The organism is Rhizobium vallis (assembly GCF_003985155.1).
Taxonomy (GTDB): Bacteria; Pseudomonadota; Alphaproteobacteria; order Rhizobiales; family Rhizobiaceae; genus Rhizobium; species Rhizobium vallis.
The window spans coordinates 71,764-96,170 of sequence record NZ_ML133694.1; the positions used below are offsets into that span (position 1 = coordinate 71,764).

The 24,407-nt window shown below is 58.8% G+C and carries 20 protein-coding genes and 1 pseudogene; 9 read left to right on the top strand and 12 right to left on the bottom strand.

Features of this window, described 5'->3' with window-relative positions:
* Nucleotides 1-14: 14 nt before the first annotated feature.
* The 4 genes from ppk2 to EFQ99_RS23230 form a co-directional block, all read right to left on the bottom strand.
* Nucleotides 15-857 carry a polyphosphate kinase 2 gene (gene ppk2 / locus EFQ99_RS23215; protein WP_126923568.1) on the bottom strand — a complete coding sequence of 281 codons (843 nt, stop codon included), beginning with the start codon at nt 855-857 and terminating at the stop codon, nt 15-17.
* 20 nt (nt 858-877) lie between these two features.
* Nucleotides 878-2,596 (bottom strand): SulP family inorganic anion transporter, encoded by a 1,719-nt coding sequence (locus EFQ99_RS23220; protein ID WP_126923569.1) that lies wholly within the window; start codon nt 2,594-2,596, stop codon nt 878-880.
* A gap of 79 nt (nt 2,597-2,675) precedes the next feature.
* Nucleotides 2,676-3,833, bottom strand: a complete 1,158-nt coding sequence (locus EFQ99_RS23225; RefSeq protein WP_126923570.1) for an HlyD family secretion protein — start codon at nt 3,831-3,833, stop codon at nt 2,676-2,678.
* Nucleotides 3,833-4,180, bottom strand: a complete 348-nt coding sequence (locus EFQ99_RS23230) for a DUF3302 domain-containing protein (RefSeq protein ID WP_126923571.1) — start codon at nt 4,178-4,180, stop codon at nt 3,833-3,835. Before EFQ99_RS23230 ends, EFQ99_RS23225 begins: the two co-directional genes overlap by 1 nt.
* 301 nt (nt 4,181-4,481) lie before the next feature.
* On the opposite strand from EFQ99_RS23230, the gene EFQ99_RS23235 reads away from it, so the two are divergent.
* From EFQ99_RS23235 to EFQ99_RS23245, 3 genes are read left to right on the top strand one after another with little or no spacing between them, the layout of a single operon-like run.
* A complete protein-coding gene (locus EFQ99_RS23235; RefSeq protein WP_126923572.1) occupies nt 4,482-4,796 on the top strand; it encodes a hypothetical protein in 315 nt (104 codons plus the stop codon).
* Nucleotides 4,797-4,838: 42 nt separating this feature from the next.
* On the top strand, nt 4,839-6,239 hold the full coding sequence (locus EFQ99_RS23240) for a DUF3300 domain-containing protein (protein ID WP_126923573.1): 1,401 nt from the start codon (nt 4,839-4,841) through the stop codon (nt 6,237-6,239).
* Between the two features lie 29 nt (nt 6,240-6,268).
* Nucleotides 6,269-7,207, top strand: a complete 939-nt coding sequence (locus EFQ99_RS23245) for a DUF2950 family protein (protein WP_126923574.1) — start codon at nt 6,269-6,271, stop codon at nt 7,205-7,207.
* 75 nt (nt 7,208-7,282) lie between these two features.
* On the opposite strand, the gene EFQ99_RS23250 is transcribed toward EFQ99_RS23245, so the two are convergent.
* On the bottom strand, nt 7,283-7,750 hold the full coding sequence (locus EFQ99_RS23250; RefSeq protein WP_126923575.1) for a hypothetical protein: 468 nt from the start codon (nt 7,748-7,750) through the stop codon (nt 7,283-7,285).
* Between the two features lie 202 nt (nt 7,751-7,952).
* Between EFQ99_RS23250 and EFQ99_RS23255 the strand changes: the two genes are divergently transcribed.
* On the top strand, nt 7,953-9,731 hold the full coding sequence (locus EFQ99_RS23255; protein ID WP_126923576.1) for a hypothetical protein: 1,779 nt from the start codon (nt 7,953-7,955) through the stop codon (nt 9,729-9,731).
* A gap of 124 nt (nt 9,732-9,855) precedes the next feature.
* Here EFQ99_RS23255 and EFQ99_RS23260 read toward each other — a convergent pair whose 3' ends face one another.
* Nucleotides 9,856-10,284, bottom strand: a complete 429-nt coding sequence (locus tag EFQ99_RS23260; RefSeq protein ID WP_245441565.1) for a potassium channel family protein — start codon at nt 10,282-10,284, stop codon at nt 9,856-9,858.
* A 241-nt stretch (nt 10,285-10,525) separates the two neighbouring features.
* Between EFQ99_RS23260 and cax the strand changes: the two genes are divergently transcribed.
* Entirely contained in the window at nt 10,526-11,623 is a 1,098-nt protein-coding gene (cax, locus tag EFQ99_RS23265) for a calcium/proton exchanger (RefSeq protein WP_126923805.1), read from the top strand.
* A 51-nt stretch (nt 11,624-11,674) separates the two neighbouring features.
* Here cax and EFQ99_RS23270 read toward each other — a convergent pair whose 3' ends face one another.
* Both EFQ99_RS23270 and EFQ99_RS23275 read right to left on the bottom strand, forming a co-directional pair.
* Nucleotides 11,675-13,462, bottom strand: coding sequence for an adenylate/guanylate cyclase domain-containing protein (locus EFQ99_RS23270; RefSeq protein WP_126923806.1), 1,788 nt, complete (start codon nt 13,460-13,462; stop codon nt 11,675-11,677).
* Nucleotides 13,463-13,563: 101 nt separating this feature from the next.
* The gene (locus EFQ99_RS23275) at nt 13,564-15,882 is read right to left on the bottom strand and encodes a membrane-bound PQQ-dependent dehydrogenase, glucose/quinate/shikimate family (protein WP_126923577.1); all 2,319 of its coding nucleotides are present in this window, start codon (nt 15,880-15,882) and stop codon (nt 13,564-13,566) included.
* 201 nt (nt 15,883-16,083) lie between these two features.
* Here EFQ99_RS23275 and EFQ99_RS23280 point away from each other — a divergent pair, with 201 nt between their 5' ends.
* Nucleotides 16,084-17,193: an acyltransferase family protein gene (locus EFQ99_RS23280; RefSeq protein WP_126923578.1), complete on the top strand. Its 1,110-nt coding sequence runs from the start codon at nt 16,084-16,086 to the stop codon at nt 17,191-17,193.
* A gap of 558 nt (nt 17,194-17,751) precedes the next feature.
* Nucleotides 17,752-18,056: pseudogene (locus EFQ99_RS23285) on the top strand (hypothetical protein).
* 183 nt (nt 18,057-18,239) lie between these two features.
* On the opposite strand, the gene EFQ99_RS23290 reads toward EFQ99_RS23285, so the two are convergent.
* Nucleotides 18,240-18,896: a sugar transferase gene (locus tag EFQ99_RS23290; protein ID WP_126923579.1), complete on the bottom strand. Its 657-nt coding sequence runs from the start codon at nt 18,894-18,896 to the stop codon at nt 18,240-18,242.
* Between the two features lie 450 nt (nt 18,897-19,346).
* Here EFQ99_RS23290 and EFQ99_RS23295 point away from each other — a divergent pair, with 450 nt between their 5' ends.
* Nucleotides 19,347-20,087 carry a Crp/Fnr family transcriptional regulator gene (locus tag EFQ99_RS23295; protein ID WP_126923580.1) on the top strand — a complete coding sequence of 247 codons (741 nt, stop codon included), beginning with the start codon at nt 19,347-19,349 and terminating at the stop codon, nt 20,085-20,087.
* 170 nt (nt 20,088-20,257) lie between these two features.
* On the opposite strand, the gene EFQ99_RS23300 is transcribed toward EFQ99_RS23295, so the two are convergent.
* On the bottom strand, nt 20,258-21,280 hold the full coding sequence (locus tag EFQ99_RS23300; protein WP_126923581.1) for a glycosyltransferase family 2 protein: 1,023 nt from the start codon (nt 21,278-21,280) through the stop codon (nt 20,258-20,260).
* 25 nt (nt 21,281-21,305) lie between these two features.
* Nucleotides 21,306-22,217 carry a glycosyltransferase family 8 protein gene (locus EFQ99_RS23305; RefSeq protein ID WP_126923582.1) on the bottom strand — a complete coding sequence of 304 codons (912 nt, stop codon included), beginning with the start codon at nt 22,215-22,217 and terminating at the stop codon, nt 21,306-21,308.
* Between the two features lie 308 nt (nt 22,218-22,525).
* Here EFQ99_RS23305 and EFQ99_RS23315 point away from each other — a divergent pair, with 308 nt between their 5' ends.
* The gene (locus EFQ99_RS23315) at nt 22,526-22,825 is read left to right on the top strand and encodes a hypothetical protein (RefSeq protein WP_126923584.1); all 300 of its coding nucleotides are present in this window, start codon (nt 22,526-22,528) and stop codon (nt 22,823-22,825) included.
* Nucleotides 22,826-22,905: 80 nt separating this feature from the next.
* On the opposite strand, the gene EFQ99_RS23320 is transcribed toward EFQ99_RS23315, so the two are convergent.
* Nucleotides 22,906-24,375 (bottom strand): hypothetical protein, encoded by a 1,470-nt coding sequence (locus tag EFQ99_RS23320; RefSeq protein WP_126923585.1) that lies wholly within the window; start codon nt 24,373-24,375, stop codon nt 22,906-22,908.
* Nucleotides 24,376-24,407 lie beyond the last annotated feature (32 nt).

Consider the following 24,407-nt stretch of genomic DNA (forward strand, 5'->3'; position numbering starts at 1 on the left):
CCGGTCGGCACCGCTTATGACGTCATATCAGGTACGACGTGGCGGATGCTGCGATCCTCGATGAAGTCGGCCGGCCGTTTCTGGCGCTTCCCCAGGTCGGGCTCGTCAAACTTCAGCCGTTCATAGGGAATGGACTTCAGGATGTGCGAGATGCAGTTGATCCGCGCACGCTTCTTGTCGTCCGAAGGCACAAGCCACCATGGCGCGTGATTGCTGTCGGTCATCCGCAGCATTTCGTCATAGACGCGCGTATAATCCCACCAGCGCTGGTAGGATTCGACATCCATGGGACTGAGTTTCCACTGCCGTAGCGGATCGTCGATCCGACGCCTGAAGCGGCGCTCCTGCTCTTCTTCGGTGACCGTCAGGAAATATTTGAGCAGAATGACGCCGCTTTCGACGATTGCCGCCTCGAACCGGGGCGCGAGTTCGAGAAAACGCAGCGCCTTCTTTTCGCTGCAGAAGCCCATCACGCGGTCGACGCCGCCACGGTTATACCAACTGCGGTCGAAAATCACGATTTCACCGGCCGCCGGCAGATAAGCGATGTAACGCTGCATATAGATCTGTGATTTCTCGCGGTCGGTGGGGGCGGGCAGCGCCACGACGCGGAAAACGCGGGGACTGACCCTTTCCGTGATCCGCTTGATCATGCCGCCTTTGCCGGCGGCGTCGCGTCCCTCAAAGATGATGACGATCCTTGCGCCTGACTTCTTCACCCAGGCCTGCAGGTGCGCCAGCTCCACCTGCAGCCGGCCGATCTCCTTCTCATAATCCCATGACTTCTTTTTCTTTTTTTCTTTGGCGCCGCGGGGTGCATCTGCATCGGCCTGTGGCGGCTCATAATTCTCGTCCATGGTTCTCCCTCCTTCTGTGTTCAGAATGCATTGCCCGCCGTGGCGGCATTGCCGGTCTGGTCGATATCGCCGATCAGCGTCCGCAGGGCTTCTTCCCTGCCGTTGAAAAGATTTTGAGCGCCGATCGTTTTGATCACCCCGGCACGCTCGAGAATGGTGCGGCTGTCGTCAGTGAGATCGGTGATGGCGAAGATGACGTTTCGTCCTACGAGGATCTCGGCCACGGCCTCCAGCGCGGTCGCGCCGGTGCTGTCGATATGGGTGATGGCGCTGGCATCGAGCACCAGGCATTTGGTGTCGCCGGGAAGCTCTTTTGCCACCGAGATCAGCCGCGTGCGCACGTAGTCGGCATTGTAAAACAAAATGCTGCCCTGGATCGCGAAAACGGCTGCACCTTGGACGGGGCGAGCTTCCGGGAAGCGTTGAAGATCGAAAAAGCCGTGCCGTCCCTCGATGCGGCCGAGAAGGCCGTCGCGCGGAAACATCGTCTGTCGCAGGAGATAGGCGAAGGTGGCCGCCACCGCGACAACGACGCCGTTGAGGACGCCGAAGCTGATTGCGCCCCACATGGCGATCAGCGCGAAGATGAATTCCATCCGGCTGATGCGCCAGATTTTCCTGAGTTCGTGAACATCGATCAGGCTGATGGCCGCCGTCGCGAGGATTGCGGCGAGCGCGGGGATCGGAAGGATGCGCAGCGCGCTATGCAGGAAGACCAGCGCCGCAATCAGCGTGGCAGCCGAAACCAGTCCGGCAAGCTGAGAGACACCGCCAGTCGACAGGTTTATGGCGGTACGGGAATCCGACACGCTGATCGGAAACGAACCGAAAAGACCAGGTGCGATATTGGCGGCGCCAAGTCCGACCAGCTCCTGATTGGCATCGACTTCCTCGCCGGTTCGCGACCCGAAGCTGCGCGCCGCCACGATGCCGGCGCCGAAGCTGACGAGGAAGATCGCGGCCGAACCAAGCACGATCTTGTCGAGCGGCATCTGATGGAAGGCGGGCAGGGTAAAGCTCGGCAGCCCGCTCGGCAGATCGCCGACGACGGCGATGCCCCAACTGCGGAAGTCGAAGATCGCCGACAGAACGACCGAGATGACGACCACCAGGACGGGGCCAGGAACTTTGAGGTGAAGAGCCTTGACGATCCACAGCAGGGCGAACATGGCAAGGCCGAGAATGAGGGAAGGCCAATGGATCAGGCCGCTCTTGGCGAGCATTTCGACAAGCGGAGCGATCAATCCTTCGGATTCGATTTTTACGCCGGTGAAACGGCCGATCTGTCCGACGAGGATCGAGAGCGACACCCCGGCGAAGAAGCCGACCAGAATGGGACGGGAGAGGAAGCTCGCGAGAACACCGAGCCTCAGCAGTTTGGCCGCGATGCAGAAGATGCCGACCCCGAGGGCAAGCGCCGAAGCGATGGCAACCCGATCGACGCTGCTGCCGGCCGGCTCGGCGGCAATGATGGTACCCATCGCTGCCGCAAGCACCGTCATCGTCGCGGCATCGGGCCCGACGATGAGCAGCCGGGAGGGGCCGAAGATCGCGTAGGCGATTGGCGCGACGATGCTGGCATAAATGCCGGTTTCCGGCGGCAGACCGGCGATCGCCGGATAAGCGATGGCGCTCGGCAAGCCGACGGCGGCGATCGACAGCCCGGCCGGGATATCGCTGCGGAGCCAATCCCTGCTGAAGCCGGTCAAGCCTCGCAACATCGGAAGACTACCTATCACCGCTGGCTCCTTATGCTCTCAACCTCTCCCCTGCCGTCTCGTGCTCCGCTCGCATCGCCGGGAGGTGCCAAGCTTTGCTTCAATGTTCAAGGAAGACGTAGTTCGTCCAGGCGCTCATCCGCAGCAGCACCTTGCGGAGGAGGGCGACGTGATGCCAGTGATGCGTATAGACCGCGACCTCCGCGACAACGCCGCCGGGCAGCTGATAATCAGCTGTACTTTCGAGCAGTTCGATGCGAGCCAGCGTCTGTCCGGGCGGTAGACGTTCGGGCGCTTGCGGGTCGATCAACGCACCGCTCGGCTGTAGCTGGCCCTGGGCCATCACATCGATGACTTCCTGAACACGCGCCTTGAATATCTTTCCCGGTACCGCCTTGAAGGAGACTTCCGCCTCATCGCCGACGCGGACGCGCTGGAGCGAATTCTGGATGAAGGCTGCCGCCAGCATGCGGTCCTGGCTGTCGATGAAGACCATGACCGGTCTGAGGGGAAGGGGATTGGCCATCATTCCGGGCCGAAGGAAGACCTGCGTGACATAACCGTCGGTCGGGGCCCGCACGACCGTCTGGTCGAGTTCGTATGCGGCATTGTTCAGCTCGGCCTGCAGCCTCGCTACCGTCGGGTTCGTGCCGTTGATCTCGGATTCATAGGCAAGCCTTGCCTGCGCGGCCTGCGCGCGCGCGGTTTCGACCGCAGCCTCCGAGGTCAGGTAGATGCCGCGCCGGTTCTCGACTTCGAGTTCGGAATAGACGGCGCCCTTGCCGCTCGACTTTGCATTCTCGTTCGACGCCTGGAACTTTTCGAAAGCCTGCAAGGACCTGTCCCGCGAGGCCTCGGCGCCCGTGACCGCCGAATTGGCGCCATCGAGAGCGGCTTTCAGCTGCAGGACGGATTGCTCGGCTTCCGCAAGCGCGGCTTTCTTCTGGTCTACCGCAAACTGGTAAGGCCGGGGATCGATGCGAAAGAGAACATCGCCCTTCTTCAACGGCACGTTCGGCGTGACGGGAACTTCGACGACCTGGCCTCCCACCACGGGGATGACCGGAGCCGACGTGAAATAGATGCGCCCATCGCTTGAATAGGGATGATTGTAGCTCATCAGAAGCACGAGGCCCGAGATGATGAATATCCCGCCAAGGACGGCAGTTGCGAGTGACCACTGGTTTACCGGGATCCTGAATAACTTGAAGATCGTCCAGCAGATCGCGGCATAAGTCAGCATGAGGAGTAGTTCCATCAGGCGTTCTCCTTCTCCGGCTCAGCCGTTTGCGCCTCGAGTTCGGCGATCCGCGCATGAAGACGGGCAATTTCCGCGTTCGCTTCAGCTTCCGGCGACAGCTTGCCGTCGCGGCGGATGCCCCAGCCACGATCCTCGCGATAGAGCGTCGCCCAGATGAACAGGAACGGCCAGATCGCATGAAGCGTGAAGAGGCTGACCCATCCGGCAACATGTATGGCGTCCTGATGGGGGTGATTTCGCGCCTTGGCTATGAGATGCGGGATGTCGTGGATCGCAATCACCGCGTAAAACAGGGTGACGACGACAAAGACCAGCACGCCCAAGGCAAAATAGTCCAGAAACACGGCCGCTCCCTTCCGGCTGGCATGGCCGAGCCGTTTGATCGCTATCGACAGGGAATATTAGGCCCGTTTCGGCGTAGAGGCCCGTAGCATCGCGTAACCTCTATCGAGATGTCGGAAGCCGGACCAATCAGCGGAGATCGTCTGCGCATAAAGGCGCGAAGGGTGATCGGCGAGGCGGATGCCGTTCGAGCCCTGTGCCTCGAGGCCGGCTGGCGTAGGATCGCGTATTTTACGCCTACCGCCGACCTGGCTGTTATATAGTTTTCCATCTGCTGAGCGCAGTTCGGCGGCGGGGGCGGAGATGGGGTCGGGAGAAAACGGTTCGACATATTTGTCCGCCCTCGAGACGGCCGAGACTTATTTTCCCGAGCAGAAGCGGCTGGTGCAGCGGCTCTTCTATGTAAGCGAGGCTTTTCACAGCATGTGCGAGGATCTCGCTGCCGCCGCGCAGGCTCTGGCGCATGTCGAGCGGCTGCCCGAGACGGTTCGGGAGGCGCGGCGGCAGGAATATGCAGGGCTCGTCGAAGCCCTGCAGAAAGAGATGGGGGAGGCGATCGCCCAGTCCAAAGTAGTCATGCTCAGGCGGTCGCCGCCGACCGGCCCGAAGTCTCCGTGAGCGCATATCTGTCATTCAAATGATCCAAGGGAGGTTCACGCGATGAAAGCAATTTCCAGCAAGCTGCTTGGTGGCCGACTAATCGGTGGATTGTCGGCTCTGGCAATCATCGCGTTGCAGACAGCCTTCCCGGTGCGAGCGCAGACTCCTGCGCCGGCAGCCGCACCCGCGCAGACGAGTGTCGAGCAACCTGCCACCACACTCCTCTCAGACGATGAACTGGAGGTGCTTGTGGCGCGCATCGCCCTCTATCCGGACGAGCTGGTCGCGGCAATTTCGGCTGCCTCGCTCTTTCCCGTCCAGATTATCGAGGCGCAGCGCTTTCTGGAGGCGAAAAAGAAGAATTCCGACCTCAAGCCGAAGAGCGATTGGGACGGCAGCGTCGTTTCCCTGCTCAACTATCCTGATATCGTGAAGATGATGAGCGAGGATCTCGATTGGACCCAATCGCTTGCCGATGCGCTCGCCAATCAGCAGAAGGATGTCCTGATTGCCATTCAGCAGCTTCGCGACGAGGCGGTGGCAAAGAACATCATCAAGACGGACGACAAGGTGACCGTCGTCACCGAAAACGAGAATATCATCATCCGGCCGACCGACCCCGAAAAGATCTATATCCCGCAATATCCGCCGGAAATGCTCTATGAACCGGGCTATGCGTCGGAACCGATCTCCTACTACCCCGACTCTTACGACAACTACTATTATCCCGGCGCGGGGTTCTTTGCCGCCGCGGTCACCGGGTTGACTTGGGGCGCCATCGTAAACTGGGACGACTGGGGCGTGTGGGGCGGCCGCTGGGGTGGCGATATCGACATCGATTGCAACAATTGTCTGAACGACCGCAATTTCAACGGAAAGATGAAGTGGAACGACGTCGATTGGAACAATGTCGATCGCAGCAAGCTCAGCATCGGCAAGGATCAGCTCTCGAAGATTGACCGGTCGGCGATCAAATCAGGTCTCCAGGCCGACAATCGCAACCAGTTGCGCAACAGAGCAGCAGATATCCAGGCGACCCAGAGGCCTGGCAATCGTGGAACGGCAGCGCGCGCCGAAGACATCCGCAAAGGAACGGTTCAGGGCCTGAAGAACAAGCCGCAGGCAAAGACGCCGGGAGCGGCCAATCGGCCGAACGCATCGCGGCCCGAGGCGCGTCCGCAGAACGCCGCCAATCGCCCGAACAAGCCCGCGCAGAAATCCGTCAACAGGCCCAACAAGCCGCAAATGGCCAACAGACCCGACAATCGCGGACGCCAGCCGAGCGCGCTCGGCAATCCTCAGTCCGGTCGCCGGGAGGCCGTCTCCTCGAACCGGGGCGCACAGAGCATGGGCGCCCACCGCCAGGCGGCCCGTCCGCCTCAGCATCGGCCGCCGCAGCGTGGCGGCGGTGGTGGTGGTCGCGGCGGCGGTGGCGGTCGTGGCGGCGGCGGACGGCGGTGAGATCTCTTTTCAGCTCAGGGAGTGATGTTATGAGACGCCAATCGACCGTAATTCCGCTCATGTTCGCAGCAGCGCTTGGCGCAATGTCGGCAACGCCGGCGCTTGCGCAGGCGCAGACGGATCTGACCGAATACAAGGCGGCAACGCCCCCGCCGGAATTCGACAGTCCCTCACTTGCCCTCGACCGCCTGAAATCGGTGCTCGCCTCCAACAATATCGAGGATCTCGCTGGCCTGCTCGGCCTAAAGGCGGACAAGCTGCGTTCCAACAATGGGGCGATGATCGCCTACGGATTGATCCGCGAAGGCGCTGAGCGGCAGGCGGCTTTGCGGGATTTCAACGGCATGAAGATCGTCACAATCGGCGATCGGCTCTGGCCCCTGCCGTTTCCGCTGACGGAGGGCAAGGACGGCAAATGGTCCTTCAATACGGAGCGCGGCTTGGATGAGATCGTCAATCGCCGCGTCGGTGAAAACGAACTCGCCACCATCGACACCATGCACGAATATGTCGCGGCCCAGTATCAATTTGCATCCGAAGATCGCGACGGCAACGGGATTTACGAGTTCGCACAGAAACTGATCAGCAGTCCAGGCAAGCTCGACGGCTTGTACTGGGATCCGAGCGTCTATCCCGAGGAGAGCCCGGCGAGCGCGCTCGTCGAAACGGCCGCCTTCGGCGCCGCCAAGCGCGGGGAGGGCTATTTCGGCTATCGCTATCGTATTCTGACCGCCCAGGGGGATAACGTCGTCGGGGGCAAGCAAAGCTATGTCGTCAACGGCTATATGACCGGCGGTTTTGCGTTGATCGCCTGGCCGGTCAAATACAGGGTGACCGGCGTGCAGACATTCATGGTCAATGGAATGAGCGTCATCTACCAGCGGGATCTGGGGCCGGCGACGCAAGAGCGCGCTGCGGCGATCAAGGATTTCAATCCGGATGCGAACTGGACTGTTGTAAGGGAATAGGATTCTTAAAGCGCCGGCCGTCCTCGCGGACGGCCGGCGCTCCCATTCTTTTCATATGATTTTTCTTTGCTCCGCTCAGTCGACAGGCGGTTCCCACGTGAGGAAGAAGCCAACGTCTCCGGGCATGCCGTCGGGGAAGTTGATGATCATCGCCTTGAGCCCATAGCCCTGCGGCTTGGCGATCTCCTCGAACAGTTCGAGAAGTTCCTTTGCCTTTCCCTGCAGGGTCTTCTGCCATCCGGGCAGGTTGTTGTTGATGGCTCTGCCGCTATCCGAGCAGAATGTCGACGGAAAACTATAGATCAGCGCCTCATATTTGCCATCTGCCGCCGCCTTCATCACCAGCCGCTTGATGACGGCGCGTTCGTTCTCGCCGATTTGTTTCCGGAAAAAATCCTCGACGAATTCAGCGTGTTTCTTTGCTTCACGGGCCTTGATCTTCTCGTTGCGCTCCATTTCCAGAAGCTGGAGTTCCAGAGCACGCTTTCGCAAATCCTCTGCGCTGCTCATGGGTTGGGGTTTGGACGTCTCAGGTGATGTCATCGCCGCCTCCTGCAAATGCAAAAATGCGAGGGTGATGATAGAGCGCGAAAGCAGACGAAGGCAGTAAAATACGCGTCCGCTCCGGTAGGATACGGTATCCTACACTTTCGGCTGGATGACGTTGCCGTGGCAACCACCAAGGTCTATCATTAATATCAGTATACTGCAGGGGCTGTTTGCAATCGGGATCTTGGGGGAGCCGATGACAAATGCAGGCGTTGAAAAAGCTGCGGGCAGCATCCCTTCGCAGGAAGAGGTGGAGCATCAACTTGAGTCCATCCTGTCCAGCCCGGAGTTTCGTCTTCCCGAGCGTGCGCGACGGTTCCTCGAATTTGTGGTGACTGAAACGCTTTCAGGTCGTCGCGATTATCTGAAGGCTTTCACGATCGCGCAGGCGGTCTTCGGCCGAGACGCGAATTTCGATGCCCAGCAGGATCCCTGTGTCCGCATCGAGGCGGGGCGGCTCAGAAGGGAACTGGAGCATTATTACTTGACCGACGGCACTGCCGATCGGGTCGTCATCACAATTCCCAGAGGCGGTTACGTTCCGGTCTTCGACGTGAGGCAAGACGTCGAGCCTGCGGAGATGCTGAAACCGGGGCATTCACGTCAGGCGCCGGTTACTGCGGATAGCGGGCAGCAGGCCAATTTGCCTGGAGTGCCGGTCAACCGGCAATCCCGAAAATGGTTCTATGCAGGAATTACGATTGTCATCGTCGTTTGCGCAGCCGCAGTGTTTCAGTATGCGAGATCGTTCAATGCCGGAAATGATCCATTTTCGACAGCCGGCAATCGTCCAACCATCATTGTCGAACGCTTCGAAAGTGCCTCTGACGGACCCCTCGCATCGGACATTTCCCAGGGCATTACCGACGAGATCATCAAAAAGCTCGTCCCCTTTAACGACATCGTCGTCGCCGCCGCCCTGCCACGGAGTAGAGACGGCCAGGCCTTGTCCGATCCAGGCTATGCCCTCCAGGGAAGTGTACGTTTGGAAAACACCACCCTGCGTTCGACGGCAAGGCTCGTGCGGCGGGCGGATAGCGCCGTCATTTGGGCGAACAATTACGATGCCGATATGAAAGTGCAGGGCATCCTGAAAACGCAGGCAAGCCTCGCCGACGATATCGCAACCGCAGTCGCGCGTCCGTTCGGCGTCATGTTCCAGACCGATACCGTCAATATTGCCGGAAGCACGGATGCCTTCTCCTGCATTCTGTCCTACTACAGCTACCGCAGCGAAATGACCGTTGAGGCACATGAGGTGGCAAAATCCTGCCTGCAGCGGGCTTTGGAAAACCGGTCTGCCGATTCCAGCGTCGCGGCTTTTCTGTCGCTGACCTATCTGGACGAGTTCCGCTTTCCGTACCAGCTCGACACGAAACCGACCGTCGCGACGCTTGATATCGCCAAGGATCTTGCCGAACGCGCCGTGCGGCTTGATCCGAAGAATGCGCGCGCTTTGCAGGCGCTGATGCTCGCAGACTTCTTCGGCAATGATCCGACCGGAGCCCTGCGGGCCGGCGAGGCCGCCTATGCCAGCAATCCGAACGACACTGAAGTCGCGGGCGAATATGGTCTGCGCTTGTCGATGTCTGGAAATTGGGACAGGGGCTGCGAACTGATTTCGGAAGCGGTCGGCAAGAATGCCGGGCCGCGCGGATATTACGAAGTGGGAATGGCGCTCTGCGCCTTCATGCGGGGCGACAACCAGGCAGCGGAACTATGGTCTCGCATGTCGGACTTGAATTACAATCCCATGCATCGCCTGGTCCTGCTTTCCATCCTCGGTAGCCTTGGAAAAGCGGCTGACGCAAAGGAGCAACTCGACTGGATCGAGGCCCGATCTCCGGCGCTCATTCCAAATGTCAGGCGCGAGGTTGCCAGGCGGCTAGCGCGAACCGAGGACCAGAAGCGTTTTTTTGCCGGACTGGAAGCGGCCGGCCTGCCTGTGCAGAACAGCGAGGCGTCGAAAAACTGATTGCGCAATCCGCTGTGATCGACTGTTGAAGACCCGAGATCGGTGAGCCGGACGGAGCTTTTGTCGAAATGTCGGTATGCTATGTGGCGTCGAGCCGTTTCAGGCTGGTGCTGGAAGACGGTATTTAGCGCTTCCCCGTTTCTACCTCTGGACGGAAGTACAGCCGCTGAATCACGGACATTATCAGGGCAGTGGCCCATCCAAATATAATCCAGCCGTTGATCGCTTCAAATGCCGCGACATGACGCCAGTCCTTTGCCAGTACGATATCTCCGTAGCCGACCGTCGTAAACGTGACGATCGAGAAGTAGGTCGCGTCATCGAAGGTCGGGAGCGCGCCGGATAAGTAGTAGAACGCAGCCCAGAGGCAGACGTCGATCATTATGGGCACAAGGAGATAGCTGACCCAGACGACGGTAACTGCGGTGGGATAGCGATTGAGAAATTGCGGCTCCAAGCGACCGAAGACCCGAAGTCCGCCCGCCATAGCGGCGGCTTGTGTTGCCACCGTGGCTGCTATCAGGGCGGTCACCAGAAGAAGTCTAACGAACACGGTGCCTCCAATTCAGCATCATCCCTGTCAAACGGATAGATGATCGTCACATCGTCGCAAGACATTGCGGATAGGCGTGGGGCGAGCTCAGCCAATCGAACATACCAGCCCGCTCGCCTTCTGCATTGAGCGTAATCAATGCACCTGCTCTTGATGGGGATATGCTTGGTGATGATCCATCCGACTGGAGGGTGCCTTGAACAACCTTCGGCAGACAAATTTTTCGGGAAGCTCGCGCCTGATGGCGGCGAAGAATGCTGCGATTGATGAAGTGCGCGCCGCGCCGCTCCTCGTATTGCTGATCTTTGTCCCGGTGGTCATCTTGACCGATATGGCTTTGCCAGAAGCCCATACTTTACTTTTCGCTCTGTCGATCCTCGCGATCATACCGCTGGCCGCACTTCTCAGTCGCGCAACGGAAGCGGTTTCTTCTCGGACGGGAGATGCGATCGGAGGTTTGCTGAACGCTACGCTCGGCAATCTCACAGAACTTGTGATCTCGCTCGCTGCCCTGCAGGCCGGTCAGTATCTCCTGGTGAAGGCGTCGATTGCAGGGGCGATCGTCACCAACACTCTCTTTATGCTGGGAGGCGCCTTTCTCTTGGGCGGGCTAAAACACCATGTCCAGGAGTTCAACCGTATCAGCGCTCGCTTCCAGGCCAGCCTGTTGTTCCTTGCAACGGTTGCCGTGCTGGTTCCATCCGTGATCTCCAGCGTGGATCACACGTCAGCGCTGTCCCAAAAACTCAGTCTTGGGCTGGCCATCATCCTCATTGCGGTCTACGCATTGGGAATGCTCTTTTCTCTGAAGACGCATCGAGAACTCTTTGCGAGCGCGGCGCAGGCGGAGGAAGAGCATCATGCTTGGCCGATTCAGATCGCCGTAACGGTCCTCGTCATTGTCACGCTGCTGGTCGCGTTTATCAGCGAAATCTTCGTTGGCTCCGTTCAAGTCGCCGCCCAGAATATAGGAATGACGCCCGCCTTTGTGGGCTTCATCGTCGTAGCACTCGTCGGCGGTGCTGCCGAAATGACCACAGCCTTTTCCGCGGCGCGCGCAAATCGCTTGGACTTGAGTATTGGGATCGCACTTGGAAGCGCATCCCAGATTGCTCTCTTCGTCGCTCCTGTGCTTGTCATCACAAGCTACTTCCTCGGTCCGGAGCCGATGTCGCTGGAAATCTGGCCGGGTGCGGTGACGATGGTGCTTATTGCGACAATGGCTGCATCGCTCTTGTCGAACGGTGGTCGAGGTGTGTGGTATATCGGAGTTCTAGCACTTGCGGTCTACGCTATCTTCGGCCTTACGCTGTTTCTACTGCCGCCCGCCTCTCCTTGAAAGATCATGATTTCCCCGCCGGTTACCGGTATGGGCCCGCACCAGGTTCTCTCAGCATCGACCATCATTCTGAAGCGTCAGTCCTGCCTTGCGGAGTCCGTCAACGCGGCGGTTAAAGTCCTCGGGATTTTGGAATGGGAGGACGCGGCGGCGGCGTTCGATGGAGAAATCAGGGTTTATCTGAAGCGCCTTCTCCCAGGCCTCTCGACTCTCCTCGAACCGACCGAGGTGGCCGTAGCATGAGGCAAGCAGGGCATAGGCCGTCTCCGATTGGGCGTTTTGTTGGAGCCGTCGCTCGATCGCAACAATGGCTTGCTCATACTCGCCGAGAGAAAATCGCGCATCGGCGAGAAATTGGAGAAGAATTTCCGGATGGTGCGGGTCAAGCCGCATCGATGCGTCAAGTGTCTCAAGGGCGGCCGCGGGATCGCCGGAGAATATCTGAATATGGGCCATCAGCATCAGGAGTTCGGCAGAGTTGGGCGAAAGCTCGAGGCCTCGCAACACCTCCGCCCGCGCCCGATCCAATTCTCGGTTCCACATGCAGGCCACGCCCAGCGCGAAGTGGCAGTTTGGCTGTTCCTCGGCCATTTCCACTGCCTGCTGCGCGAGATCCATGCCCATGCGAAGCGAGGCTTCAGGATCCTTGCTCCAGGCGTTGACGTAGTCGAGCACATGGGTAAAGGACAGGAGTGCCCGGGCCGCTGCATATTCTGGATCGATCGCCAGAGAATCCGCCGCCAGGCTGCGGGCCGCCATATTTCCGGTTCGGGTATGGGTCGATGCCTGCTCGCGGCCACGCAATAAGAGCTCATAAGCGCCGACATCAACCGGGCGCCCTTGCGCCAACCGATCTTGATCGCCGTGCGGCAGGTTCAGCCTGAGCGCCGCCACGATTTCCTGCGTGAGTTCATCCTGAACCGCAAAAATGTCGGTGAGATCGCGATCGAACCGGCTGGCCCAGATATGTCCGCCATTGCTGGCGTCGATCAATTGGGCCGTGACACGCACCCGGTTGCCAGCTTTGCGCACGCTGCCCTCAAGAACATAGCGGACGCCAAGCGCCCTGGCCATGTCAGGCACGGACGCTGTGACGTTCTTGTAGACGAAGGACGAGTTGCGGGCGATCACGTGCAACTCGGACAGCTTCGAGAGGTCGGTGATGATGTCCTCGCTGATGCCGTCGGAGAAATACTCCTGTTCGGCGTCACCGCTCATGTTGTTGAAGGCCAGCACGGCGATGGAGGGTTTATCGGGAACGGCTTTAACCGAAGGTATTTTCATTGCGGGCGGCTGTGCTTGTCGCGCCGGCGGCAGGACGGTTCCGACCTGAAGGGAATAAACCCGCATGGGTTCGGCGATATTCTTAAGATGGATCTGGCCGAGATCGGTCACCGCAAGATCAAGCCGCGCTCTGACTTGGCGATAGGCGTCCTCGGAGAGGCAGATGGCGCCAGGCTTGGCGACGCTCTCTAACCGCGCGGCGATATTGACGCCGTCCCCCATCAGATCGCCATCGCTCTCCTCCACGACATCACCGAGATGAATCCCGACCCGAAATTCGATCCGATGCTCAGGCTGCACACCAGTGTTGCGCTCGACCATGGCAGTCTGGACTTCGACCGCGCAACGCACGGCGTCCACAACGCTGCGGAACTCGATGAGGCTTCCGTCTCCGGTACGCTTGACGATGCGGCCATTGTGCACGGCGATTGTGGGATCGATCACATCACTGCGCAGTGTTCGCAGCCGCGCCAGGATGCGATCCTCGTCCGCACCGGCGAGACGACTGTAGCCGACCACATCCGCGACCAGGATCGCCGCAAGTTTTCGCGACACGCTCATAGCCTTGTTCCTCGTCGGACAAAATAGCACAGAGTGGCCGTTGACGTCGCCGATTCCCGAGTCTGGATGTGACGCGATTTCCAGGATTTGAGCGGTTAATCCCCGTCCTTTAGAGAAAAGGCGAGCACGTAGTCGCCGATGTCCTTCGAATATGGCGCTCCGCCGACCGATATCAGGACATATTGCTTGCCTGTCTTCGGCGAGATGTAGGTCATCGGTGTGGCGCTCGCGCCGACGGGCAGGGGATATTTCCAGAGTTCAGTGCCGTTCTCGGCATCATAGGCGCGAATGTAATAGTCCTGGAAGCCGGCAAAGAAGACGACGCCGCCGGCTGTCGCCGAGGTGCCGGCATAACTTGGCAGGCCCATGGGCATCGGAAGTTTGGTCTTGATCTTGAACGGTCCGAGCTCTTCGGCGGTTCCGGCCGGCACCTGCCAGGCAATCTTGCGGGTGTTCAGATCGACAGCCGTGACCGTTCCGAACGGCGGCTGTGTGCAGGGGACGCGGAGCCTCGATGTCCACATCTCGGTGGTCATGCCATAGGGCGTGCCCCGCTGCGGGGCGGAGGGACCATGCGCGGTCGTCGTCAGGGCAAAATCGACATATTCATTGCGAGGAACGAGGGCAAATATGCTGGGCACGCGGATATCGTTCATGAAGACCCGGTTGTTAGGCAGGTCGACGGAAAAGCTTCCCCAGTTGAGGCCGCCGAGATTTCCGGGCTGCTGGATCGCAGGCTGCGTCCCGATCGGGGTGAAATCGCCATCGTAGCGCATTTTTCGAAAGGCGATGCGGCAGGCCAACTGATCGAACATCGTCAGGCCCCAGGCCGTCTGCTCGCTCACGCGCTCCGCGCCGATCGTCGGCATGCCGACGGAATAGGGCTGGGTCGGAGACAATTTCTCTTCCGGCGCGCCCCCCTGCTGCGGCACCGGCTTCTCCTGAACCTCGGCAAGCGGCAGGCCGGTCAGACGGTTGAGCAGGAAAAGTTGCCCGCGCTTGGTGGTTTGCAGAAGAGCGGGCACCATGGCGCCATTGCCGTCAGGCAGGTCGATCAACGCCGGTTGGGCCGGCAGGTCATAGTCCCAGATATCGTGATGCACGGTCTGGAACTTCCATTTTTCCCGGCCGGTCGTCACATCGAGCGCCACCAATGTCGCATTGTATTGATCGGCGAAGGCGGGACGGTTGGCGCCGTAATAGTCGGGTGTGGTGTTGCCGAGCGGCGCATAGATGAGGCCGAGCTTGTCGTCGAATGCGGCCGTCGTCCACATGTTGGGCGTCGCCCGCGTATAGGTCTGGCCCTCCGGCGGAAGCTTGGTGATCTCAGGATTGCCGAGATCCCATGCCCATTCCAGCTCGCCGGTGACGACGTTGAAGGCGCGGATGACGCCCGAGGGCTCGCCTGTTTCCTGATTGTCGGTAACCCAGCCGCCGACGACGATCAGATTGCGGGCAATCAGCGGCGCTGACGTCTGGAAATAATAGCCTGTCTTGACCTCGCCCATGCCCTGGGACAGCTGCACGGTGCCATTGTCCCCGAAACCGGTGCAGGGCGCGCCGGTCCGGCTGTCGATCTCCAGAAGGCGGGCATCGATCGTCGTCTGCACCAGACGCTCGTTGCAAAGGCCGTCGGCAGACTGGGTCTCTTTCGGCATCTTGTAATAGCCGAGGCCGCGGCAACGTTGCCAATACGGCGCCGTCGCCTTGGGATCGAAGGTCCAGCGGGGCTTGCCCGTGTCTGCGTCCAGCGCTGCAATCACGTCCGTCGGCGTGCAGGTGTAGAGCGTATCGCCGATCTGCAGCGGCGTGTTCTGATCGGCGCCTTCGCTCTTTCCGGTGCGATATGTCCAGGCGAGATCCAGCTTGGAAACATTGCCGCGGTTGATCTGATCGAAGGGGGAATAGCGGCCTCCCGCCGTGGTACGGCCGTAGGATGTCCAGTCTGCCGGAGAATTGTCGCCCTTTGCGGATTTATAAGCGGTGATATCTGCGGAGGGGCGGATGACGCCATGTGGAATGAAGCTGAGGCCGAAACCGGCGGCAAACAGAATCGCCGTGAGCAGAGCGCCGCCATAGAAAAGCTTCCGGCCGGCCGCCGGGGATAACGACGGGGCAAAGAGAAGCGCAAAGCCCGCCAGCGCTAGCGGGGACATCAGGCGCGCGAAGAGCGCCCAGAAATTGAACCCCGACTCCCATAGCGCCCAGGGAAGCGTGAAAATGGCGACAAGCAGAACGATGAGGCCGCCTGATGCCTTCCGGCGCCACAGCAGCAGCGCGGCAACCAGATAGGCAAGCCCGACGATCGCGTAATAGGGCGAGCCGCCGAGGCTGAGCAGCCAGGCGCCGGCACCCGCCAACCCCAAGCCGATGAAGGCGAGAACGATACAGAAAAGCAAGGCCAGAAATTTCATGAGTGTCCTCATCCAATATGATGCTCGATCGCCTCGATCTCATCCCGACCATCATCTTCGGGAGAGGCGCTCTCGTTCAATTTTTAACTGATGTACCTCTGGTCACTGACACGCGTCCCCGATGCGGCAATGGTGCGACGGCCGCTCTGCGGCGGCAGTCTGCCATTCCATATCGCGTCAATATTTCTGAAAGGGGCACAGATGGTTCTCGGGGAAAAGCTTGATCTAGCGAACGGGCGGCCGACAGGTTTCGATTATATGCGATTATTGTTAGCCTTTTCAGTGCTTTGGATACATACGGCCCGCGTCACCTACGGCGATGATCTGTTTCTCTGGGAGTCGCCCCTTCGTCCTTTGCTGAAGTCCGTCCTGCCCATGTTCTTTGTCCTGAGCGGGTTCCTGGTGGCCGGCAGTCTCGAGCGATCGAAGACATTGATCTCTTTCCTGGGTAACCGATTTATCCGGATCTATCCTGCACTTACCGTCGAGGTATTGCTGGCTGCCTTTATACTCGGAGCGATCTATACAGAGTATGACCTGCGTGACTACTTCACCGACCCGCAGTTCTTTTCATATCTGATGAATGTCAGCGGGCACATTCATTATAATCTCCCGGGCGTCTTCATGGACAATCCCGACGCGGCGATGGTGAACGGGCAGCTCTGGACGGTGCCCTTCGAGCTCGAATGCTACATGGTGATCGCCGCTCTCTTCATGCTCGGCGTGGTCAGGCGGCGCGTCATCGCCCTCATCGCAACGCCGACATTGATCATAGGCTTTGCCATTGCACGATATTGGAAGCACGAAAGTGATTGGGGCGTCATGCCGACGACCGCATCGGGCAATCTTCTCATTTGCGCTTTCCTGGCGGGGGTGACCTTCTATCTCTACAAGGACAAGGTTCTGTGGGACCTCAGAATTTTCCTCGCCTCCGTGGCAGTTATCCTGGGCGCCTATTGGTTCACGTCCTTCGGGGATTTCATTGCCATTCCTGCAATAGGGTATGTCACGGTCTTCCTCGGTCTGACCTCACCGCCGAAGCTCAGCATCCTGCGCGGCGCCGACTATTCCTATGGCGTCTTCCTTTATGGCTATCCGATCCAGCAGGCGTTCGTGGCACTCGGGCCTTGGGCGCATAATTGGTGGTTGAACGGCATCATCTGCAGCATCATCGCTGCCTGCTTTGCCGCCTTTTCCTGGAGATTCATCGAAAAGCCGGCGTTGAAACTGCGCAAGCAAGTCACCTGGCTCGAAAATCTCAGCCTTCAGCGCGGGGCAAAAAGGGAATTGGCCGGCGCGGTCTCGAAATAGGCTTTCTGACGCGGCCGGTGATTCCGGTCGTGCGTGGCCGGTACTGTCCCTGTGGGCGAGGGTCGCAACTCAATCGCAGGTGCTTAACCGATAAAGAGATCCGCAGGGCTCGCCGTCGTGGCGAGCCCTGTTTCGTTGATGCATGCCGGTTGCTCCGTACGTGAGACCGATGCCGAGCCTGCGATGCGGTCCGGAGAGCGTCTGTACGCTGATCGCGTAAGCCTATGCTCATGCTTATCTTTTTCAGGAGCAACAAACGAAAGTCCGGCTCGGCGGGAGACCGCCGTGGCCGCATCTTCGGCTCCTGTATAAGCCTGCAACAGATAAATCTTCCGGCCGCGGCTTCCCTGTATTTCCTCATTTTCGACGATCGCGCTCCTTCACCCGATGAATAGTCGAATATTCCCAGGCGTGCTTCGGTCGACTTGTTTGCGGGGTATTAGCGATATTTTAACAATAACGGATAAAATACTTCGATCGAACTTCGTTTCGACTTCGGGTTTTGTCGTGTCGTCGAGACTGCGGCAGCTTGAACGAGGTGTGAAGAGAGGGGTCGTAATGCTCAAGAGCGTGCTCGTCGTGGTTGCCGTCTCCATCGCCGCCGGAGCGACCATTCGCGCCTGGGCCTTTGCGGTCTTTGCATTTCTGGTGGTCACGGCCTTGGGCATCGTGATCCTGCTGAATGGCTCTTCGCTGAAAGAAACGCTCGCTTCCTGCCTCGAAGTGCTTGTCCTGATGGAAATATGTTATCTGGCCGGCCTGTTTGCCTTTTCCTTGTGGGGTCACATTCAAAAGCGCCGGAAAAGGAATGTGGTCGAGTCGACGACCGTTCGCAAGTGAGCGGCAAGCGTCCTCACGGATGAGATGATCACTAGAGCATGTCCGTTGTTCTTCGAATCACGGACATGCTCTATCTCTTTGTTTTTACGCAATTCCGGACGCAAAACCGCTGCGCACTTTTGCTGGAGTTGCTCTAGGGCAGCGCGGATATGCGGCAGACCGTGATTGGCATCCCTGCCAAAAAGGTGTTGTGCTGTGAGAGGTGCCTAGGAGTCCAGCCTGGGCAACAGCGCCTGCCGGGAAAGCAGGGCGGAGAGTGTTTTCGCCATGATCTGGAAGTCCCATGCGAGCGTCCAGTTGGATAGGTACTCGGCGTCGAGGGCAAGTCTGTTCTGATAGCTGGCGTCATTGCGCCCACCGGTCCGCCAATGGCCCGTAAGGCCGGGACGGACGGTCATGTAGGCATGGGCATGCTCGCCGTAACGCGGCAATTCTTCCTTCGTAATGGCGCGTGGTCCGACGAGGCTCATTTGACCGAGCAGCACGTTGATCAATTGCGGAAGCTTGTCGAGGCCCGATCGTCCCAGAATATCGCCGATGACAGTCACATGCGGGTTGGGCGTTGCATCGGCATTTACCGTGCGGAACCTGAGGCAACCAAACTCTTTTCCCTTATAACCGACCCGAATATGGAAATTGAAAAGGGGTCCCCGATCACATAGCGTGATGATGGCTGCCACCGTCAGAAGGAACGGGGACAGCAGGCATAAAAGGCCTGCAGCAACGATAATGTCCAATGCGCGCTTTAGCATTCTGCTGATCGCGTGGGATTGCGACGAATTGAACGGACGCCTTTCCTGTCGGGCCTTGGCGAGATCCTGCCAAGGTTTGCTAACGTTCATACTCTGATTTTCTCCCGCCACCCGCGTCTCCGTCAACCAATCGCAGAAATCACAGCTAAAGCTTGTTTTAATGCAGGTCTAATGTCTGTGACCACGGTCATATTGGAGGATAAATTCTTTGTGAGGTGAAGTAAATTTGTGTATATTTGAAATGATGCGTTTGATTGTCGGAAAATGTATTAAATAATACTTGTATACATTTTGTTGTTTTGTGTTTTTCTTGTCCTTAATAATTTATGTTTTGAGCGACTAAGCTCATGTTTTTGTATAGGTATCGTCGATTACCCCAAAAATGGCTTTGATTCGTAGAATTCAATATGATTTCCATTATATATAAATATGAGCAATCGTCATAATTAGGTATAGTTTAAACACGAAATTTTTATTTTATTACTATTTGACTTTCTAAATTAACATATTACGAATGCTGCCGACCGCAATCAGCCAATTAGTCTGCGTGGAGTTTCGCGTATGGACGGGGTAATTAGCATCAGGGACAACAGGACTGGAAGAAACACCGCGCGAATAGGCGACGGGGTTACTTGCGGATCTGCTGTTCAATACGGTGGCAGAGCGGATTTGGATCACGAGTTCCCGTTTTCCCGATCGAGTGTTCGGAAGTTTCGCCGTGGTGAAGTCATTGCCGGTGCCGGTGTCCTCATCGACATGTTCGCCCGCGTGCAGCGCGGAATGGTGACTGCGAGCACGCCCTTGCCCGATGGCCGTGAGTTCATCGTCGAAATCATTCCGAAGGGCGGCTTGATCGGAGAGCTGGAGGTGCTGCGCAAGCAGTCTCTCAGCCTCGAATATCGGGCCTCGTCGGACTGCGAACTGCATTTCTTCGACGGTCGCTCGCTGCGGGAGTTATGTGCAAACAATCCGCAATTTCAGGTGAAAATCCTGTCGAAGGCGCTGGCGCGTGTTTCCGAACTCGAACTGCGTCTGATTTCCAACGCGGGGTCGAATTTGAGGCAGAGATTGGCCCGGACGCTGCTGCGCCTTTCCGCCGTGTACAGGATGGATGCGCAGAATAGCGGCGACGAGCTCACCATCTCCCAACATGACCTTGCCGCGACACTGCCGGCATCGCGTGAAAAGGTGAACCAGTGCTTGCGGCGCTTGCGCGAGGACAAGGTGGTCGACGGGGCGCAGGGCAAGATCCGCATTCTCAATCGCAAGGCGCTGGAAGCTTATGCCGAGGGCGAGGCTTGAGGCACCGCCCCGATAAAGGCAAAATGGAATAGGGAATTTTTTCCGAAGCCCGCCGCATGGCGGGTTTCGTGTTTAATGGCGACAAAGTCGAATGCGCGAGGAAACGGATTGGAACTCAAACCGGCGCTCTAAGATATCGCCAACGGGTGCCGGCTTCGGGGCTGCATGCCTTAGACTTCGCTCTCCGAGGCATTCTTCCAATATTTCCATCCTTCACCCTGGATCAGTCCGTGATCGGACAGGTCCTTCCAGCTTCTGTAGGTGCCGGTATCGTCATAGACGAAGTGATCGATGTCTTTACTCGAGGAATAAACGGTATATTCCTCGGTATGTTGGGCCCGGTGCGCTGCATCAGCGACCTTGTGAACGAAGGTCGATAGGAACTTGAAATGCAGGAGGGCGCCGGATACGCCGGGCGCTCCGCGCATCTCGCCCAAATTCAGGGAAAGCGGCCAGACCTGGTGCGACGACTTGAGAAACAGACGTTCGCCGGACACGTAGACCAGCGGTATCTTGTTGAGCGCCGGACCGTCCCAGAGCCGGTCGCGGAAATAGACGCGCCCGCGAACACCGCCCTTGATCCATATCGTCCAATTGCGTTTGTCGAAATGCGCGACATAACCGGATCGGTCGAAGAGATTGCAGACCTCGAGCGGATTGCGACCGGGTTCACATATGTTTTCGAGAACGGGGTGCGGGCTGTACATGTCGATCATGACCGAGCGGAGGGAGTGGCCGCCCATGGATTCGATGTAGGCGGTCAGTTGATCGATCGGCCTGATGTCGCAGTGCGGATAGACCAGGAACTCGTCCGCATCGACATAGAGGACCCATTTTTCCCGGCAGTGGCGGTTGATGACCTCGTTGATCCAGTCGTTTCCAAATCTCGCCGCCTTGTAGGATCCATGAGCCGAAACCAGGGAGACGTCGTCAAAACCCGACAGCAATTCTATGGTGCCGTCCGTCGAGCCGTTGTCGATGCAGATGAAGTGCTCGAAGCCGAGATCACGATAATATTGCAGGAAAAATGCCAGCCGGTGCCCTTCGTCGCGGATCACGCAAATGAGGACGTGACGGGCCTGCTTGAGCCCGCTGCGCAACAGGTCATAGCGAAGCTGCCGGGCCTTGAGGGAGCGGCGAAATCGGGCTTTGACGTAATGGGAGATACTGGCGGCGGAAGCGCTATTGCTCATCTCAGGTCGAACCAACAATGCATCATCATACAGCATAGTCGCCGACCAGCAGGCTCTGGACCCGCGGATTGGGTCCGCCATTCTCAATGGCGTGGCGGATGCGCGCTCGTATCGACCGGTATTTATACAGCACCTTACGATCGAAGCTTATTCCGCGATACAGCGAGTTGTAGATCGGGTGCGCTTTGCGCAGGTCGACATAGACCTGGCTTTCCGTGTCGGTCCACGGAAAGAAAGATCCATGCCACGGCTTCGGATGCGCCATGTAATGGACGATCGACAAGGACGACATGTTCACGAGGTGAAGGAACTGCTTGGGAAAATTCCAGCGGTTCGAAACGAGGATGAGCGAGGCGCCGCAGACGTAGTTCAATGCGCCCTGATCATGTTTGCCCTCGCATGCTTCGGGATTTCTGGCAAAAAGCTCAAGCGCCTCCTGTCCGATCCAGCCGTTGCGATGGAACTTCAGCACTCCCGCGTTGAAATAGTGGCTGTCCTTTCCCGTGTCGAGAAAGTCGTGGATCGCCGTATAATCCCGCGCCGCGAAAAACCTGCCCTCGGGAACCCAGGCGCTTTCGAAGGCGCCGAGATCGCTGACGATCTGAGTGTCCCCATCGAGGTAGATGATCTGGGTGTAGTTGGCAGGCAGAACTTCGCAGAGGACCAGCTTGGCCATTGTGCTGACACTGATGCGGCCTTGAAAATGCGAACCGTCGAGCTTGCCGAGCGAGTCCTGCAGCGCTTCGGTCGCATCGATCAGATCGACCCTGCTTGCCGCAAGCAGTGCTTTCAGCTCTTCGAAATTGTCCAGACGTTCCGACATGAGGACGCAGACATCGGTTGCAGGGCTTGCGAATTTGCGAGCCTGAAGCGCCGATAGAATAGTCGGAAACGAATACTCGACGTCCGTGACGTAGACCACGCATTGATTGTTCATGTCATCACCCTTCCGGTTGCCTGCAACAGGACTGAACCGTTGTTGTCTTCCAGGTCGAGGGAACAGTTGTTGATTGAGCCGGCGGACCTGTCGTATGACGGTCCAGTCCAGTATATATTGAGGGTGGCAGGCCTGCCCGTTGGATGGAACAGCGTTGGGCTGCCTGCGGCTTTTGGGTGTATCATTGTCGAGATATTCGCCATGAAGAGTGCCTTGCCTGTCTCGGGGCTGTGTTTCGCTCTCTTGTTCCGCGGCAGGAAGACCCTTGCGCGGACCGCGGTCGGAATGCAGAGGGAAGGAGGATTGTCATGCTGATCATCACACTGGTAGCCGCACTGGTTTCGATCGCTGCCGGCACTTCCATCCGGGCATGGGCCTTCGCGATATTCGCATTCCTTGTGGCAATCGGCCTCGGCAGCGTGGCTTTCGTCGACGGGTCTTCCGTGATCACGGCATCGCTTTCCGGCATTGCTATCCTCGTGCTCATGGAAATCGGCTATGTCGCGGGCGTCTTCCTGTCGGGATTTGCGCGGCGCAGCGCCAGGCTGCGGGAAAACAGCTCCGGCACAGATAACGTCCCTACCGCGAGTGAGCGTCAGCAGAGCTGACATCGAAGGATGTGTCTCGGGTGGAGGCGCGGCGGCGGATTGCCACGGCCTCTCGCCAAGACGGAGGTTCGGGGCGCCGGTCATCGCGTTGCAAACATCGGCGTTCTCGCAAGAGATGCCGATGCCTCCGGTGGACGCCTGTTCGCGAGCGTTCGGGTGACCGGATGCCGCACGATGTAAGGGCCGGCTAGGCAGCCCGCCGCCAGACCGGCGGTGGTGCTGAACAGCAGGCCGAGATCAGTACCGCTTCCCGAGATCGCCGCCGAACCGATCTGCGCGATGGATGCCATGACAGCGGCGTTTCCGATCGCGTGCCTCTGGCGATCGCCGGTTATGCGCCGGCCGGATGCTCTCACAAGGCTATACAGGAAGGCGGCGAAGAGAAGGGTTCCGGTCAATCCGACATTGGACAGCAACGCCGCGATGAAACTTGAGGCCCGGACCGTGCCGAGCCCGGCGCCGAAGGTGGCTGTATCGACGAAGGCGATCAATGCCAGCGTGTTCCAGGCGGTGCGCTCTTCGCCGGATTGCGACTGAAGCTTATCCGATACGGTGGTATTGACGAGACCGGCGACGGAATCCCATGCATCGGGGACAAGGCTGAGGGCGACGATGGCGCAGGGGATCAGGAACAGCGTGATCACCAGGAACGTCACATGCGAGGCGGCGGTCGGGCCGCGGATCAGCCGTTTCAGGCAGAACAGCATGAACATGCAGACGGCGAAGACGCCTGCGACATAGGCAGTTGTCGATGTGCACAGGACGATCGTCGGGCCGATAAAGAGAGTGGCAAGCCCGGCCATGCGGCTGTGAACGCGCTCCAGCCAAAGCATGAGGGTGAAGCAGAAATAGGCCAATGCGACGGCGCCGTACATGCTCGCCTCGGGAAAGGGGCCGACGATGCGCTTGAAGCCGTGGATCGCCTCGGCCGTATGCATCGTATAGTTCGCATTTCTGATGATATCGAGCAGCTGCGACTGGCCGGTCAGGAACGTTCCCCAATCGGCAAGCGCGAAGGCGAAACATACGATCGAGGCTATGATCAGCTGTTGCGCGATGAAACGGGTGTATCCCAGTCTCGCAAGCCCGGCGACGATGGCAAAGCAGGCGAGGTCGCCAAGCAGATAGACGGACTGGCTGAGATTGGATGAGCCGGGAGCGAGCGGAGCGGCCACCGTCGACATCATGCCCGAGGGGTCTCGTGCGGAGGAATAGACGAGGGTCGCGCCTGCAAAGATGCGGGGCAGGAAGAAAGACGACACCACGGAAAACAGGATATAGGCGGCAAACCAGAAACCGGGACCCGGATAGGCGAGGCTCGCGAGCGCGGCCTGCGTCTGAACCGGGCGCAACAAGACGGCCGCGACCAGAAAGAGCACCAGAAGATGGCTCGGCTGGATGCTGCTGCCGCCAAGCGCGGGCAGCTGCAGAGCCGCCGCGGCGCCCAGCAGCGTCAACAGGCAAAGGACCACGATGGCGAAGCGGGCGCCGTTGACCATGCAGAGCACGCCAAGCAGCAAAGTGATGAAACCGATCGGTTCTAGCGACATGCTTCCGATCCCGATCCTAGAGGGCCGCCGAA